Origin of the sequence: Vibrio sp. Sgm 5 (genome assembly GCF_026241575.1) — a bacterium.
GTDB lineage: Bacteria > Pseudomonadota > Gammaproteobacteria > Enterobacterales > Vibrionaceae > Vibrio > Vibrio jasicida.
In genome coordinates this window covers 1-16,288 of sequence record NZ_JAPHPY010000076.1, presented here as the reverse complement: position 1 = coordinate 16,288, position 16,288 = coordinate 1, and the positions used below count along the sequence as shown (strand labels likewise).

Here is a 16,288-nt window from a genome sequence, read left to right as displayed (position 1 = left end):
CTCCGTTACAAATCAGCAAAGTATCCAATCTGGAAAAAGAAAAATGCCAGTCAGCTTAACTGACTGGCATTAGCACATTGGCTGCTCTTTTTTGTTTGAAAATAATCAGTTGGTCGATGTACCACTGTTGTCTTCACTTGATACCGTGCTAATACTCGTATCTCGGTATGGCGAATTGGTTAGATTGATTTGCAGACGAACCACGTTATCGATCAACTGAACCAGAGGACCCCATTTTACCATCTTTTCTTTCTCGAACACGGAGTTAAAGTTCTCTGGTGTCCAATCCATTAAGTAGCGCGGGTTTAGCGTACGCCCAAGAAAGCGTACTTCGTAATGAAGGTGTGGCCCAGTCGAGTTACCTGAATTACCACATTTCGCTATTACATCGCCTTTACTGACAAACTGGCCATTTTTCACGCTGAATTTGTTCAGATGAGCGAATGAGCTTGAGAAACCAAATGAATGACGGAGCGTAAGGTAGTTACCGTATCCACGATTACTTGGTCGCACCGTTTCTACCACACCATCCGCTGGGGCTAAGATTTCTTCGCCGCGTTTACATGTAAGGTCGATGCCTGTATGCACATGACGTTTGCCAGAAATAGGGTTAATCCGACTGCCATAAGGGGAGGAGATACGTTGGTAAGTCATCGGACTGTCGTTTGGAATTAAACGGAACATCGTTGCGCGCACTGCTGAATCAATGGCTGCGGCATCAATACGCTCTTCTAGGGCAACGTTGTACTCTTCGCTTTCAAGCTCTTCGTCAGCGAGACCGAGAACCGACTCCACATCATATACACGCTTACCTAGCAATTGAATCTGATTGTTTTTGTCAGTTAAAGATTGAGAAAGAGAGTGGTTCGTATCAAGTTGTTCTTCATACAGTGCCGTGATCTCCGCTTTTTCACCTTCCAGCTTTGCGATGGTTTGGTTTAGCGTCTCTTGATTGTATGTTTGTTGTTGATTCAAATACCAAGCGCTACCAACGACGGCAGGCAAAGCGATGACTGACACACATACTGCAAGGATCGAAAGGCGACCCACATAAAATTGCTGATTCCCATCTTTTGTTGGGATCTGCATGATGATTTTTTTAGACATAGTTATTGTTACTAAAGCAGGCGTTCAATTTATTCTTCCCCCAAATCAGAAAGGTATTCTAACTCTCGATTCAGCAGCTCGTTATTGCCTACGTTTAACTCTATAAATCGTTTTAATTGGCTAATACTATCGATGTCTATGTTGATGATCTTCAGCCGGATCTCGTTACTTGCAACAGCGATGATATCAGCGGTTAACTGCATCACCTGTTCTGATTGAGCGAACGAGAATGCGACTTCTACCGGTAGTGACGACTCAAGTGAGTTTGCATTTTCAGCTCTTAACAATAAACCATGTAATGAGAGATCTTGAATCGTGGCTTGTAGTGCCAAGTCACTTTGTTCCACTAAAGCAGAAACTTGGTAGATGATGCGTGAAAAGCGTCGTCTCTCCGTCATAGAGCTTTCTCATATAGTCGTCGAATCTGTCGATGACTATATCAAATAGAACAAAAATTGTTCAATTGTTGTTCTTAAAATGTCGAGGTAGCACAGAGTTACGATTGCTAAAGGTCAAGCTCTTAATTGAAAAAATGCCAATCTGAGCCATTTATGCAACACATACAACAAAGGCCGCTATGATAGCGACCTTTGTACGAATTACAAGCAAAGGTGAGTGTAAGGTGATATACCGCACACTCATCTTATAAACGAAATTACTTCGATACGCGCTTGTATTTGATACGGTGTGGTTCAGCGGCTTCAGGACCAAGCGTCTTCTTCAGCCATTCCATATACTCGTTGTAGTTACCTTCGTAGAAGTTAACTTGGCCTTCATCGCGGTAGTCGATGATGTGCGTTGCGATACGGTCTAGGAACCAACGGTCGTGCGAGATAACCATGGCACAACCAGGGAACTCAAGCAGCGCTTCTTCAAGTGCACGTAGTGTTTCAACGTCAAGGTCGTTGGTTGGCTCATCGAGTAGTAGTACGTTACCGCCAGCTTTAAGCAGCTTAGCAAGGTGCACACGGTTACGCTCACCACCAGAAAGCTCGCCGATAACTTTCTGTTGATCTGAGCCTTTGAAGTTAAAGCGAGAACAGTAAGCACGTGCAGGGATTTCGAAGTTGTTGATCTTGATGATATCAGCACCTTCTGAGATCTCTTGGAATACCGTGTTTTTATCGTTCATTGAATCACGGAACTGCTCAACAGAAGCCAGTTTCACAGTGTCACCCAGTTCAATCGTACCCGAATCAGGTTGTTCAGTACCGCTTAGCATCTTGAATAGGGTTGATTTACCCGCACCGTTGGCACCGATGATACCCACGATGGCACCCTTAGGCATGCTGAATGATAGATCATCGATAAGAACGCGACCGTCGAATGACTTAGTCAGGTTGTTCACTTCGATAACTTTATCACCTAGACGCTCACCTGGCGGGATGAACAGCTCGTTAGTTTCGTTACGTTTTTGGTGGTCAGTGTTTTGTAGCTCTTCAAAGCGCGCCATACGTGCTTTAGATTTCGCTTGGCGACCTTTAGGGTTTTGACGAACCCATTCAAGTTCTTTCTCGATGGTCTTTTGACGAGCTTTTTCTTGCGACGCTTCTTGTTGTAGACGCGCATCTTTTTGCTCTAGCCAAGAGGTGTAGTTACCTTCCCATGGAATACCTTCACCACGGTCAAGTTCTAGGATCCAACCCGCTGCGTTATCTAGGAAGTAACGGTCGTGGGTAATCGCAACTACAGTACCAGTGTAATCAACTAGGAAGCGTTCTAGCCATGCAACAGACTCAGCATCCAAGTGGTTGGTTGGTTCGTCGAGCAGTAGCATGTCTGGTTTTTCTAGAAGAAGACGGCAGATAGCCACACGGCGACGCTCACCACCGGATAGGTGTTGGATTTTTTGATCCCATTCAGGAAGACGAAGTGCATCAGCAGCACGTTCTAGCGCGTTGTCTAGGTTGTGACCATCTTTCGCTTGAATTAGCGCTTCTAGTTCACCCTGTTCTTTTGCTAGAGCATCAAAATCGGCATCTGGTTCTGCATACGCTGCATATACCGCATCCAAGCGCTTAAGTGCGCCAGCAACATCTGCAACAGCTTCTTCAACGATTTCACGAACGGTTTTTGACTCGTCCAGAACGGGCTCCTGCGGTAGGTAACCTACGTTTAGGCCCGGTTGTGGGCGTGCTTCACCATCGATATCGGTATCGATACCCGCCATGATACGTAGCAGCGTAGATTTACCCGCACCGTTCAGACCTAGAACACCGATTTTTGCACCAGGGAAGAAGCTTAGAGAGATGTCTTTAAGAATTTGACGCTTAGGTGGCACAATTTTGCTCACCCGCGACATGGTATATACGTATTCAGCCATTGCCGATCGTTCCTAAATTAACTGTCATTCAAAGGCTCTATTTTATACCAACTCCTTCAGTTTTGTTACCGCATTGCAAGAAATTAGCATCTTGTGTGATTTCTTCTTCATCGCTGACCGGAAACTCTCAACTTTAGGGTATACACTTTTCTTGTTCGTCTTTAAATCAAAGCCAACAGTTCATTTAGTTGGATGAATTGATGGGAATCTATTTGTCTTAAAGGGTTCTAAAGTTTTACGAGTACAACATTTATTACATCAAGTCGCTTTACAATAAGCACTTATTACGGTGTAAATAGATGCATATGCTTTATTGCTTACTACGTTTGTATTCACCAGTGGTAAAGCATGAAGAGAGAAACTTCTGGGGAAAATGACGCACATGAAATTCAACGTAACTGAATTGGCTAAAAGAGTATGCTACGCAGCCGCTTTATGTGCGGTAAGCGTGTCGGCAAACGCGACGCTGAGCCTAGAAAAGCAGCGTCAAGTCTATGAGCAGGCACAAAATTTATTAGACAAGAATGACATTGATGGCTACTTGTCTATTCGTTCCAAAATCGCTGATTATCCACTCACTCCTTATGTGGACTATCGGGTATTTCTGAGGCAATTATCGAGCAAGTCACCACAACAGGTAGATGCGTTTATTAGTGAACATGAAGCTTTTCCATTCTCACGTCGTATTCGCGCCCCGTATCTAGATAACCTTTATCGCCAGAAAGATTGGAAAACCATTACCGAGTTCCAGAAAGTTGAGCCAAGTGGTGAGCGTTATCAGTGTATTTTCTATGTCGCTCAGCTAGAACAAGGGAAACAAGTCGCGGCCTTTAAAGGCGCAGAGCACATGTGGCTGCGCGGCAAGAGTATTGCTGATGAATGTGACCCACTGTTCTCTGCATGGGACAAAGCGGGTGAACGTACAGATGACATGATTTTACAACGCATGTTATTAGCATTTGATGCGCGTAATGGCGGGCTAATGGCCTATCTGCAAAAGTTGCCTACATCGGCCAAAGCTCAGCAGCAAGCCAAAGCGATGAAGGTATTGTTCGATAAGCCTGAAAATGTGGCGGAGTTTGCCAAGAAGCAACAAGCGAATGACTTTAATCGAACTCAAGCAGAATTCGCATTAGAGAAACTGGCTCGAAAAAACACCAAGCAAGCGCAAGATGCTTATGCGACCGTAGTGAAAGGGCAAAAGTTCTCTCCAGAAAAGGCTCAAGCACTGGCGGATTACATTGCGATTCGTTTGATTCGTACTGAATCATATTCATTGGCGAAGTGGCGCGATGACAAAACAAAAACCAGTAAAAACCTACCTCTGATTGAAAGTCGTATTCGTTTATCGATTCAAAATGGCGACTGGCAAGGGGTAAAAAAATGGATCGCAGTGCTTAATGATGAAGAGCAAGCATCACTTCGGTGGCAATACTGGTTAGGGCGCAGTGAAATCGCATTGGGTGATGAAGTCGCAGGCAAGCAACGTTTAGCAAAACAGACTGGCCAGCGTAACTTTTACAGTGTGGCCGCAGCGAATGCGATTGGTCAATCGATCAAGTATCCATCAAGCTCTGTTAAGCTCGATAAGAAAGCTATTCAGCCATATCAAAAATCGCTGCTTCGTATTGAAGAGCTGATAGCAACCGACAAGATCGCTGCGGCGAAGAGTGAATGGACACATTTGCTCCGTCGTGTTGGTAAAGAGGAAAAAACGCAACTTGCCGCTTTTGCCGCGTCTAAGCATTGGCATAACTTGACGGTTATTGCGAGTATTCAAGCTCAGATGTGGGATAACATTCCGTTGCGATTCCCTGTCGCGCATCGCTGGTGGTTTAACTTTTACGCTGAGAAACACAATATCGACCCAATCACAATGATGTCTTTGGCGAGACAAGAGAGTGCACTTGATTCTGAAGCGCGCTCTCCGGTTGGAGCTCGTGGTCTGATGCAGATTATGCCTGCGACGGCTAAGTACACGGCAAACAAGTACAAGCTGAAATATCAAGGTACGCAAGATCTCTACAATGTAGGTAAGAACATTGAAATTGGTAGCCATTACTTACAAGGCTTAATGGAAGATTACGATAATAATCGTATTTTTTCGCTCGCTGCTTATAATGCAGGGCCTAACCGAGTAAAAATGTGGCGAGAGCGAACTCAAGGAAAAGTGGATGCTTATTCCTTTATAGAGGCGATTTCATTTAAAGAGACGCGTGGGTATGTACAGAACATTTTGATGTTCGAAACGTACTACCGCGACCTTTTAGGTGTCGACGGTTCGTTCTTGACCCAAGAAGAGATCAATACCAAGTATTGAGTGAGGTAACTTGATGTCACATGAACCTGAGTACAAAGACTGGCAACAGATTGTCGAGTTAATCCGTTCAAGTGTGGACAATCAGCAACACGAAATGTTGTTGACCATGCTAATGACACCGGATGAGCGAGAGTCACTGACCGCACGCGTTAATATTCTCAACGAGTTGCTAAAAGGTGAGCTCTCACAGCGTCAAATCAGTCAAATGCTTGGGGTTGGTATTGCGACAATTACCCGTGGCTCTAACGAGTTAAAGTCAAAGTCCGATGTCGACAAAGACAAACTTAAGACATTATTAGAGCTGGGCGCTCAATAATCTTTGAGTTACGGACAGCAAAAAGGGCGGAATATCCGCCCTTTTTAATACGTACTTTACTCGACTATCAGCTTCAGACTCTTAATAAGAGCCACACAGCTATAGGTTTGCAGGGAAATGTTCAGGGTTGGTAAAAGGAATCAACGCCAGAATCAAAGCTTGGTGGTAGACCGAACTGCGCGTCAGTTGGTTTTGAGTTAACAGGCCAATTGCGCCACCTTTTTGTTTGATGTTGTCAGTACCAAATACTTCATCCATTACATCACCCAGTTCATTGGCATGTTCAAGTGTTTCTAGCACTTCTGGTGGTAGCATTAAACTTGCTGAACGCGACTCTCCACGATGAGTCGCGGATTCAATCACCATCCAAGCAAAAGTAACTTTTCCTTCAATACCCGCTTCTAAACCAATATAGAAATCAGCATTCGGCATCTCAGTTTTAGCATTGCGAACACGATTTAAAGCACCTCGGCGTGTTTCATCATTGGTCATTGGCTGGTCTGAAACTTCACTCGGGACACTGACTCCGAAAAAGTTAAAACGTTGTTCAGGGAAAGCACTTTGAAAAGCACTCTCTACGGCTTTAATTTTTGCAGGGTTGAGTGAAGCGATAACGACTTTTTGGTCTACCATGATCTTTTTACCTATCGATGTCTATTAACCCAATTTTACTTGAGTGGGTTTTACGTTCTCACTTGGGTAACATCCTAATACTTTCAGGTGTTTAGTTATCTTGGTGAGCTCATCGAGCACATGCTGCATGGCGGTGGAACCAAGGTGTGATTCTAAATCAACATAGAACATTTCTTCCCATGGGTTACCCATGATCGGACGGGACTCTAACTTAGTCATGTTGATACCGAAACGTTGCAGTACTAACAGGGTCTCGACTAAAGAACCTGCCTCTTGAGAGGTAGACATAATCAATGTGGTTTTTGCCGGTATCTGTGTGGAGACCTCGACAGGTTTACGAGCAACCACAATAAAACGGGTATGGTTTTCAGTTTGGTTCGCGATGTTGCCTTGGATCGCTTGTAAGCCATAAAGCTTACCACTGGAAGCATTACCGATAGCGGCGACATCATCACGGCCCAATTCTTGTACCTTCTGCATCGCATCAGCTGTGCTCGCACAAGATTCGAGTTGAACGCCTTTCATTCTACTAAGGAACTCACTGCATTGCTGATGGGGCTGCGGGTGAGAGTAAAGCGTTTTGATGTTCTCTAGACGAATGTCTTTGGTTGCAACAAGGCAATGCTCAATCGGTTGAGTCAGCTCTCCTACGATATAAAGTGTTGTGTGTTGTAGAAGGTCGTAGACTTCGTTAATTGAACCAGAACTGGTGTTTTCAATTGGTAGAACACCATAATCAGCATGGCCAGATTCAACGGTCTGAGTTACTTCTTTGAAGTGCTCGCAGTTGAGTTCAATTAGCTCTGTATTTTTACGACTGAAGTACTCACGACTAGCTAAGTGAGAGTAAGACCCTTTAGCTCCTAAGAAAGCCACTCGTGCTAATGGTTTACGACTTTGCTGAGGGTTGACTAGGTTCTGTAGATAGCTTTGTTGCAAAAGCACCGAATCTTCGATGATCGTATGGAAAAGTTTGGTGATGTACTGAGCGTCGAGTTCGTATTTATCACGGCCGTTGGTAATCAGTTTTACTAGTAGTTGTTGTTCACGGACAGCATCACGAACAGGTTTTGATGTTTGGACTTTGCTTTTTGCTACTTCAATGCTGAGCTTACGACGTTCAGACAGCAAGCTTAAAAGCTCGTCATCAAGCTCATTCAAACGTAAACGAATTTCATCCAGGGAAATAGGTTGGTCAGTCATCAATTCTTTCCTTATAAAAAAAGCCTCCCGATTCGGGAGGCTTTCTGTTTGTTTTTGACTTTTCTTTCACAAACGAGTTAGCCCCTCCAACTATGGAAGGAAAAAGAAGTCAAAAAGAAACAGGTGAGTCAAATGCATAAATAGTGCTTAATTTGTGAGTGTTTAAACACAATAAGCAAGCAGGCGGGGAGCGTCAAGCAAAAAAATAGCGCCTTACGGCGCTACTTCCTCGATCTGGTCGGTTTACTCTTCTTCTTCCACTAACTCTGGCTTGCTAGCACGTCGAGCTTCAGGTTTGTGGGTCAGCTTATTCAATTGTCGTTCTAGTTTTTGCTCCACTTCGTTGATAGCTGCGTAAAGATCTTCGTGAGTAGCTGAGGCGATTAGTTGCCCTTTAGGAACCGTAATAACGGCTTCGAATTTCTTCTGTTTGTTTGGTTCCTCACTGAAAGTTGCTTGGCATCCGATGATGTCTACTTGCCATTTCTCCAGCTTTTTAAATTTGCTCTCAATATGAGCTCGGATTGCAGAGGTGATTTCGATATTTTTACCAGTGATGTTCATTGTCATAAATGTTTTTCCTCTGTTTCATCCCTCATGGGTTGAATTCAGATTACCGCTCTGAGGATAAAATAATGTGATATAGATCACTATTTTGAGTGGTTTTTTATAGGTGGGAAGTGAATGTGATCTTTCTCAAGAACTGTTTAGATTTCTGTGAAAATTGCTTGTTATCGGATTCGAAATCATTAGATTGGATAGAGTACTGAGCTGAAAACTATCCCGTTTTTAGGGGAGTTATACGGCCTGTAATTCTAGTTAGTTAAAAATTAACCAGAACAAAGATGTGAATCAGATCACTCTTAAAGTGCATAGTAAGTTAGATTCAAAAACGCCGCTCATGAACTGAGCGGCGTTTTTGGTTTTTTGTTCTCGGTTTTATGGCGTTTGGCTTATTTTCTTCAATGGCGTCATGAACACAGGGTCTTCTGGCGCTAATAAGACGTTGTCCAATGTCTTGGCTAGGTCGAGGCTTTCGAGTTGCTTGTAAATAACGTAGTAGCGGTTCACGTTAGTGACGTATCTGACGGTCTCGCCTAAGCTACGTCGCGTCACCACTTCTACATTGTGAAACCAAACGTTTGGGTCATAACCTTGTTGCGCGGCGCGTTTGCGCATTCTCTCTATATTTCCAGGCCCTGCATTGTATGCGGCAAGCGTTAGGTACAGTTTGTTCTCTTTACTGATTGCTTCATCGCTGAAGTAGTATCGACGTAGAAAGGCCATGTACTTCACACCAGCATGGACATTGTTCTCCAAGTTTCGAACGTTTTTAATGTTTACGTTTGGGTCGCTGGCAGTACTTGGCAGAATTTGCATGATGCCAACTGCACCTCGACTCGATACTAGATTATTGTTAAATCCAGATTCTTGATAGGCCACTGCGGCGATAAGCAGATAATCAAAATCGTATTTCTCTCCATATTTAGAGAATAAGGAAGAGAGCTTTTCTAATTGCGCGATTTTTTTCGGGTTGAGGGCTTTGTTGAGCCAATTAGTATTATCGATATATTTGCCGTAAATCACATTGCCCAATAAGGTGCCGGATCTTGATGTCTTGATGAATTTATTCACCACTTTCTTCAACTCTGGACTATCGTGCCTCATTGCCCATGCTATCTCACCGCCGGTGCGGAGGGGGATTTTGGTATGAGAGCGAATATCATCCATAAAGCTCATCCACAACTTGGCTTTGTGGCTATCAAGAACGATGGCTTTGACATAGCCATTGTTGAGCATTCCCACCAATTCGTAGTCTTGTAGTGTTTCTTCTATGAAATGCACAACAACAGGTGGTAAGCCTTTCTTATTAAGTTGTTTGTTTAATGCCTGAATACTCTCGAAGTAACTTGAACTGGCACGTACCCATATTTCCTTGCCGCTTAACTGGTCAAGCTTGGTCATCACAGGTGTTTTCTTGTCGGTGATCACCCACTCTTCAATTCCCGTAATGGCAGGATCACTAAAATCAACCAATTTCTTACGTGCGTCGGTAATGGTGAGATTCGCAACAACCAGATCTCCCAGCCCTTGTTCTAGGGAAGGAAGCAGCTCATCACGAGATACAGGAATGATTTGAATATTGATCTTAGGTTTGAGTTTGCGTAAATCTCTCTCAAAATGCGCAAGCAACTCAGCGCCAATCCCTTTTGGTTCACCTCCCTCTATGTAATAGAAACCCAAATCGGCAGATACCAACACACGCAAGACGTTCTTCTCTTTAATGACATCGAGATCACCTGTGTAAGGGGGCTGTCTCAGAGGGGACAACTCTAAAGCAAATGCTGATGCTGAGAGTAACAGTAGAAGTCCTGTCCATAGCTTTGATAATGCCATGTTCACATCCATGTTGATGGTGAAGGAGAACCTTAAGCATATGTGTCGCTTAAAAAATCATCAAGGTAATGAATGTGGTAACGAGAAAGGATAAAGCAAAAATAAGGAAGGGGGGGGGGACAAAACCGCCACAGGCAAAGCTGTGGCGGTTGGTATTATTTTACTGGGTTAAGCTTTATCAGCTCTTCCGTTCTGGAAACGGCATCTTTTAGTTCCAGTTGCTTGTAAGCTTCTAACTGAATATCCAGTGACTTGCGTGCTGCTTCAGTATCTGGGAATGCTTTTTGAAGTTCTTGGGCACGGTTAATCGCAGCAATCCAAGCTTCACGGCGTAGATAGAAGTCCGCAGTAGCAAGGTCGTAGTTTGCTAAGCGGTTTTTCAGTGCCACCATGCGTTTTTGTGAATCTTCAGCATATGGGCTGTTTGGGTAACGCTCTAGCAGTTTTTTGAAATCATCAAATGCTTTCTTAACTGGCTCTGGATCTCGGTCACTACGGTCAACGTTGAACAAGTCATGCATAAAGTTACGGTCTTGCGCCATGTGGCTCAAACCACGCATGTACAATACCCAGTCCATTTTTTCATGAGTTGGGTTCAAACGCATAAAGCGAGAAATCGTTGCAAGACCTAATGCTAGGTCGTCGTTTTTGTAGTACGCGTAAATAAGGTCAAGTTGTACCTGCTCAGAGTAGGCACCAAACGGGTAACGCGAATCTAAAGCTTCCAACTTCTCAATAGCAGAAAGCCAGTTACCACTTTGAAGCGACGTTTGCGCGTCAGCATACAGTTCAGAAGGTGGCACATCAGGAACGATTTCTTCTTTGCTTGCACAGCCAAACAGAAGGGATACCGCTAAAAGGCCTGTTAAAGTCTGATGTTTCATATCAGGAGTCTGTTCCTTGAATCTAAATATTTCTTAAGCTGCCGTTACTTTCTTTCCAGTAACAGATACAATGACGTAATAGTCTATTTTTCCACAGTCGTGAGCATTAGTCTCACAGTTTTTAAAAAAGTTCGATATGGCTCAGCAGATTGTTTTAACCAACACCGTAAAAGATAGCCAATTAGGTCAACGTTTGGACCAAGCTATCGCCGAATTATTCGCAGACTTTTCTCGCTCTCGCCTGAAAGAATGGCTTCTTGACGGGAAAGTACAAGTGAATGGTGAAGTTGTCACTAAACCTCGCACCAAAGTTATGGGTGGCGAGGAAATTACCTTGCAAGCCGAGCTGGAAGATGAAGAACGCTGGGAAGCGCAAGATATCCCTCTAGATATCGTCTACGAAGATGATGACATCATCGTAATCAATAAGCCTCGTGATTTTGTTGTTCACCCTGGTGCGGGTACTCCAGATGGTACCGTGCTCAACGCGCTATTGCATCATTATCCTGATATTGCAGAAGTACCTCGTGCAGGTATTGTGCACCGTTTGGATAAAGATACGACTGGCCTAATGGTGGTCGCAAAAACCGTTCCGGCGCAAACTCGTCTAGTTCGTGCTCTGCAAAAACGTAACATTACACGTGAATACGAAGCGATTGCTATCGGCCGTATGACAGCAGGCGGTAAAGTGGATAAGCCAATTGGTCGTCACTCTACTAAGCGTACGCTGATGGCTGTAGCACCTCTGGGTAAGCCAGCAGTAACACACTACCGTGTTGCTGAGCACTTCCGTGAGCATACACGCATTCGTCTTCGTCTAGAAACCGGTCGTACACACCAAATCCGTGTGCACATGTCTTACCTGCAGCATCCGCTATTAGGTGATACTGCTTACGGTGGTCGTGCTCGTATCCCGACAGGTGCTTCAGAAGAAGTGACTGCGATGATTCGTGGCTTTGACCGTCAAGCACTGCACGCGGTAATGCTTCGCTTTGAACATCCTATCACTGGTGAAGAGCTTGAGTTCCATGCTCCAGTGCCTGCGGATATGGTCGTCATGACAGAAGCGTTGCGCAAAGATACAGAAGAATACGGTCTACCAGACGAGTTCTAATATGAAGACAGTTATTCCCAACTGGCCTGCGCCTAAGAATGTAAAAGCTTTTTCCTCTACGAGAGTTGGGGGCTTTTCTTCTGCTCCGTATCAAGGGCTTAACTTAGGTGCACACGTTGGGGATGAACTGTCATTAGTTGAAAAAAACCGCGAATGGTTAGCGCAACAGGCAAATATGCCGACCGCACCTATCTGGTTAAACCAAACTCATTCGACGGTTGTCACTCAAGTGAGTGCTCCGACTTTGCAAGTGCTCGATGCGGATGGCATATATACGTGTTCAAGCAATGTTATCTGTTCTGCTATGACGGCAGATTGTTTACCCGTTTTACTGACCAATATGCAAGGTACCCAAGTTGCTGCGGTGCATGCCGGTTGGCGTGGTTTAGCGAATGGTATCATTGAAAACGTATTAGAGTTGTTTTCTGGTGAGGTAATGGCGTGGCTTGGTCCTGCTATTGGACCAAAAGCATTTGAAGTGGGGGAAGATGTCCTCCAAGCCTTTATGGATTTCGACTCACAAGCTTATCAAGCCTTTACCCCTCGTGATGTTGAAGGAAAGTGGTTAGCCGATATGTCCAAGCTTGCAACTCAGCGTCTTAATAAACTTGGTGTCACTCAAGTATTTGATTCAGGTCTATGTACTTTTCAAGACAAAGATGACTTTTATTCCTATCGCCGTGATGGTGTGACTGGTCGACAAGCCACTTTTATTTGGATTGAAGATTAACTCTGACCAAGCGCAAATTCGCTATGATGCATAGCTCTATTTTTGCAAAGCTATCTTTATTGATTCACTCCCTTGAAATTCCCCCTTTGCGTATCCATCTTTCTAACTGTCAAAAGAATTCTCTTAAGTTGAGGTTAGGAAGGAAGATATGCGTCTTGATAGATTCACAAGTAAGTTTCAAATCGCTATCTCTGATGCTCAGTCACTGGCGTTAGGGCGCGATCATCAATACATCGAACCAGTCCATCTTATGGTGGCTTTGCTGGATCAAAACGGTAGCCCAATTCGTCCATTGCTAACAATGTTAGATGTCGACGTTACTCAGTTACGTTCAAAGTTGAGCGAGATGTTAGACCGATTGCCAAAAGTAAGCGGTATTGGTGGTGATGTTCAATTGTCTAGTTCAATGGGGACTTTGTTTAACCTGTGTGACAAGGTGGCTCAAAAGCGTCAGGACTCTTACATCTCATCAGAAGTCTTCTTACTTGCTGCAATGGAAGACCGCGGTCCTCTTGGTCAATTGCTTAAAGAACTCGGCTTAACTGAGCAAAAAGTTAGCCAAGCAATCGAAAAGATCAGAGGTGGTCAAAAGGTCAATGATCCCAATGCAGAAGAGCTTCGCCAAGCCTTGGAAAAGTTCACGATTGACCTTACCGAACGTGCAGAGCAGGGTAAGCTGGATCCTGTGATCGGTCGCGATGATGAAATCCGTCGAACCATTCAAGTACTGCAACGTCGAACTAAAAATAACCCTGTCATTATCGGTGAGCCGGGTGTGGGTAAAACCGCTATTGTAGAAGGTTTGGCGCAGCGCATCATTAATAATGAAGTTCCGGAAGGTCTACGCGGGCGTCGTGTGCTTTCACTAGATATGGGATCGCTCGTAGCAGGAGCGAAATATCGTGGTGAATTCGAAGAACGTTTGAAATCGGTATTGAATGAATTAGCCAAAGAAGAAGGCAACGTTATTCTCTTTATCGATGAATTACATACTATGGTCGGCGCTGGCAAAGGCGAAGGCTCTATGGATGCAGGCAATATGCTTAAACCAGCGTTGGCACGTGGCGAGCTTCACTGTGTCGGTGCAACAACATTGGATGAATATCGTCAGTATATAGAGAAAGATGCCGCACTTGAGCGTCGTTTCCAAAAAGTGCTGGTGGACGAACCTAGTGTTGAAGATACCGTTGCGATTTTGCGTGGTCTAAAAGAGCGCTATGAACTTCATCATCATGTAGAGATTACCGACCCTGCGATTGTCGCAGCGGCCAGTTTGTCACACCGTTATGTGTCAGACCGTCAATTACCGGACAAAGCGATCGACTTAATTGATGAAGCGGCTTCTAGCATTCGTTTGCAGATTGACTCCAAGCCTGAGTCACTAGACAAGCTAGAGCGTAAGATCATTCAGCTTAAAATCGAACAACAAGCATTAAGTAATGAACATGATGAAGCGAGTGAAAAACGTTTAAATGCACTTAATGAAGAGTTGGATGAAAAAGAACGCGAATACGCGGAGCTTGAAGAAGTGTGGAATGCTGAAAAAGCGGCCCTTTCTGGTACACAACATATTAAAGGTGAACTAGAGCAAGCGCGTATGGACATGGATTTTGCTCGCCGCGCAGGTGATTTAAACCGTATGTCTGAATTGCAATACGGTCGTATTCCTGAACTTGAAAAACAACTCGACCTTGCAACTCAAGCTGAGATGCAAGAGATGACGCTACTACGCAATAAGGTGACGGATAACGAGATTGCAGAAGTACTCTCTAAGCAAACGGGTATACCAGTCTCTAAAATGCTCGAAGCAGAAAAAGAGAAACTGCTCCGCATGGAAGAGGTATTGCACAAACGTGTGATTGGTCAGGCAGAAGCGGTAGAAGTGGTATCGAATGCAATCCGCCGTAGTCGAGCAGGATTATCAGATCCAAACAAACCAATTGGTTCCTTCTTATTCTTAGGCCCTACGGGGGTGGGTAAAACGGAATTATGTAAGACACTCGCGAGCTTTATGTTCGATAGCGAAGACGCAATGGTACGTATCGACATGTCTGAATTTATGGAGAAACATTCTGTGGCAAGGTTAGTTGGTGCGCCTCCGGGTTACGTTGGTTATGAGGAGGGTGGTTATCTAACAGAAGCGGTTCGTCGCAAACCTTATTCTGTCATCCTATTAGATGAAGTAGAAAAGGCGCATCCCGATGTGTTCAATATTTTGCTGCAAGTATTGGATGATGGTCGATTAACTGATGGTCAGGGTAGAACGGTTGATTTCCGTAATACTGTAGTGATCATGACATCGAACTTAGGTTCAGCTCGCATCCAAGAGAACTTTGCTACTCTGGATTACCAAGGCATTAAGAATGAAGTTATGGATGTGGTTAGTAAGCACTTCCGTCCTGAGTTTTTAAACCGTGTTGATGAAAGTGTTGTATTCCATCCGCTTGGTCAAGAGCACATAAAGTCGATTGCTTCTATTCAACTGGAACGTCTAGCTAAACGCTTAGAAGAAAAAGGTTACCAATTAGAGGTATCCGCAAAAGCCCTCGATTTGATTGCTCAAGTTGGTTTTGATCCTGTGTATGGTGCGCGACCTCTAAAACGTGCCATTCAACAAAATGTCGAAAACCCACTAGCGAAATCAATCTTAGCCGGACAAATATTGCCAGATAAGAAAGTACAGCTGATTGTGAACAATGACCAAGTTATCGCTCACCAGTAATTTCACTAATGCAGTGAAAAGTGAGACGAAGTTCAAGGTTTAGGGGGCAGTAGCCCCCTTTTTGATGCACTTTTATCGGGTTTTGATTGTTTTCTATACGAACGAACCAAAAAGATAAGTTTTTTTGAAAAATAGGGTTGTGTTCCTAAACGAACTCCCTATAATGCGCCTCCGTTGTCACGGGAAAGCAAACAAAGCGAAGCCGAGATGACAAGGTCAGTGAGTTCGAAAGTAACTCACAGAGAAATAACTTAAAAAAGTGTTTGACACGATAAGTTATCTCGCTAAAATGGCCGTCCACTTTGAAGAGAACTTCAGAGTGTGCTCTTTAAAAATAAGAACCTATCAATCTGTGTGGGCACTCGTTGATGATAATCCAATTAGATACCTCGGTATCAAATTAGGTTTCAATGAACTGAGTGACCAATCAAGTCGCAAGACTTGGCACAGTCAATTCATTATCATTCTGTTGGAATGGTAATAGCTTTAAAATTACTTCTTACTTTCGAGTAAGGATGAGTTTTGAAGTCAGTATTCGT

At 44.1% G+C, this 16,288-nt stretch carries 13 protein-coding genes and 1 other annotated feature; of the genes, 5 read left to right on the top strand and 8 right to left on the bottom strand.

Going from position 1 to position 16,288, the window contains the following annotated elements:
• Positions 1-105: 105 nt before the first annotated feature.
• The 3 genes from OQJ86_RS24635 to ettA all read right to left on the bottom strand — a co-directional run bounded on the left by OQJ86_RS24635 (position 106) and on the right by ettA (position 3,430).
• Positions 106-1,107, bottom strand: coding sequence for a M23 family metallopeptidase (locus OQJ86_RS24635; protein WP_038876270.1), 1,002 nt, complete (start codon positions 1,105-1,107; stop codon positions 106-108).
• Positions 1,108-1,136: 29 nt separating this feature from the next.
• Positions 1,137-1,505: a PilZ domain-containing protein gene (locus OQJ86_RS24630; RefSeq protein WP_038876273.1), complete on the bottom strand. Its 369-nt coding sequence runs from the start codon at positions 1,503-1,505 to the stop codon at positions 1,137-1,139.
• Between the two features lie 257 nt (positions 1,506-1,762).
• Entirely contained in the window at positions 1,763-3,430 is a 1,668-nt protein-coding gene (gene ettA, locus OQJ86_RS24625; protein WP_038866420.1) for an energy-dependent translational throttle protein EttA, read from the bottom strand.
• 373 nt (positions 3,431-3,803) lie between these two features.
• Between ettA and OQJ86_RS24620 the strand changes: the two genes are divergently transcribed.
• On the top strand, positions 3,804-5,750 hold the full coding sequence (locus OQJ86_RS24620; RefSeq protein WP_265991739.1) for a transglycosylase SLT domain-containing protein: 1,947 nt from the start codon (positions 3,804-3,806) through the stop codon (positions 5,748-5,750).
• Positions 5,751-5,763: 13 nt separating this feature from the next.
• Complete coding sequence (gene trpR / locus OQJ86_RS24615) at positions 5,764-6,066, top strand: trp operon repressor (RefSeq protein ID WP_265991737.1); 303 nt, start codon at positions 5,764-5,766, stop codon at positions 6,064-6,066.
• Between the two features lie 99 nt (positions 6,067-6,165).
• On the opposite strand, the gene yjjX is transcribed toward trpR, so the two are convergent.
• The 5 genes from yjjX to OQJ86_RS24590 form a co-directional block, all read right to left on the bottom strand.
• Positions 6,166-6,699 (bottom strand): inosine/xanthosine triphosphatase, encoded by a 534-nt coding sequence (gene yjjX / locus OQJ86_RS24610; protein WP_265991736.1) that lies wholly within the window; start codon positions 6,697-6,699, stop codon positions 6,166-6,168.
• A gap of 24 nt (positions 6,700-6,723) precedes the next feature.
• Entirely contained in the window at positions 6,724-7,902 is a 1,179-nt protein-coding gene (gene pheA, locus OQJ86_RS24605) for a prephenate dehydratase (RefSeq protein WP_038866429.1), read from the bottom strand.
• 13 nt (positions 7,903-7,915) lie between these two features.
• Positions 7,916-8,037, bottom strand: a sequence feature (Phe leader region).
• Between the two features lie 108 nt (positions 8,038-8,145).
• On the bottom strand, positions 8,146-8,472 hold the full coding sequence (gene hpf / locus OQJ86_RS24600) for a ribosome hibernation-promoting factor, HPF/YfiA family (RefSeq protein WP_038868798.1): 327 nt from the start codon (positions 8,470-8,472) through the stop codon (positions 8,146-8,148).
• A 369-nt stretch (positions 8,473-8,841) separates the two neighbouring features.
• Complete coding sequence (locus OQJ86_RS24595) at positions 8,842-10,299, bottom strand: lytic transglycosylase F (protein ID WP_038868800.1); 1,458 nt, start codon at positions 10,297-10,299, stop codon at positions 8,842-8,844.
• Positions 10,300-10,454: 155 nt separating this feature from the next.
• Entirely contained in the window at positions 10,455-11,183 is a 729-nt protein-coding gene (locus OQJ86_RS24590; protein ID WP_265991732.1) for an outer membrane protein assembly factor BamD, read from the bottom strand.
• Between the two features lie 136 nt (positions 11,184-11,319).
• Here OQJ86_RS24590 and rluD point away from each other — a divergent pair, with 136 nt between their 5' ends.
• The 3 genes from rluD to clpB all read left to right on the top strand — a co-directional run bounded on the left by rluD (position 11,320) and on the right by clpB (position 15,749).
• Positions 11,320-12,297, top strand: coding sequence for a 23S rRNA pseudouridine(1911/1915/1917) synthase RluD (gene rluD, locus OQJ86_RS24585; protein WP_038874005.1), 978 nt, complete (start codon positions 11,320-11,322; stop codon positions 12,295-12,297).
• A gap of 1 nt (position 12,298) precedes the next feature.
• Entirely contained in the window at positions 12,299-13,027 is a 729-nt protein-coding gene (pgeF, locus tag OQJ86_RS24580; protein WP_265991729.1) for a peptidoglycan editing factor PgeF, read from the top strand.
• A 148-nt stretch (positions 13,028-13,175) separates the two neighbouring features.
• Positions 13,176-15,749 (top strand): ATP-dependent chaperone ClpB, encoded by a 2,574-nt coding sequence (clpB, locus tag OQJ86_RS24575; protein ID WP_038882441.1) that lies wholly within the window; start codon positions 13,176-13,178, stop codon positions 15,747-15,749.
• Positions 15,750-16,288 lie beyond the last annotated feature (539 nt).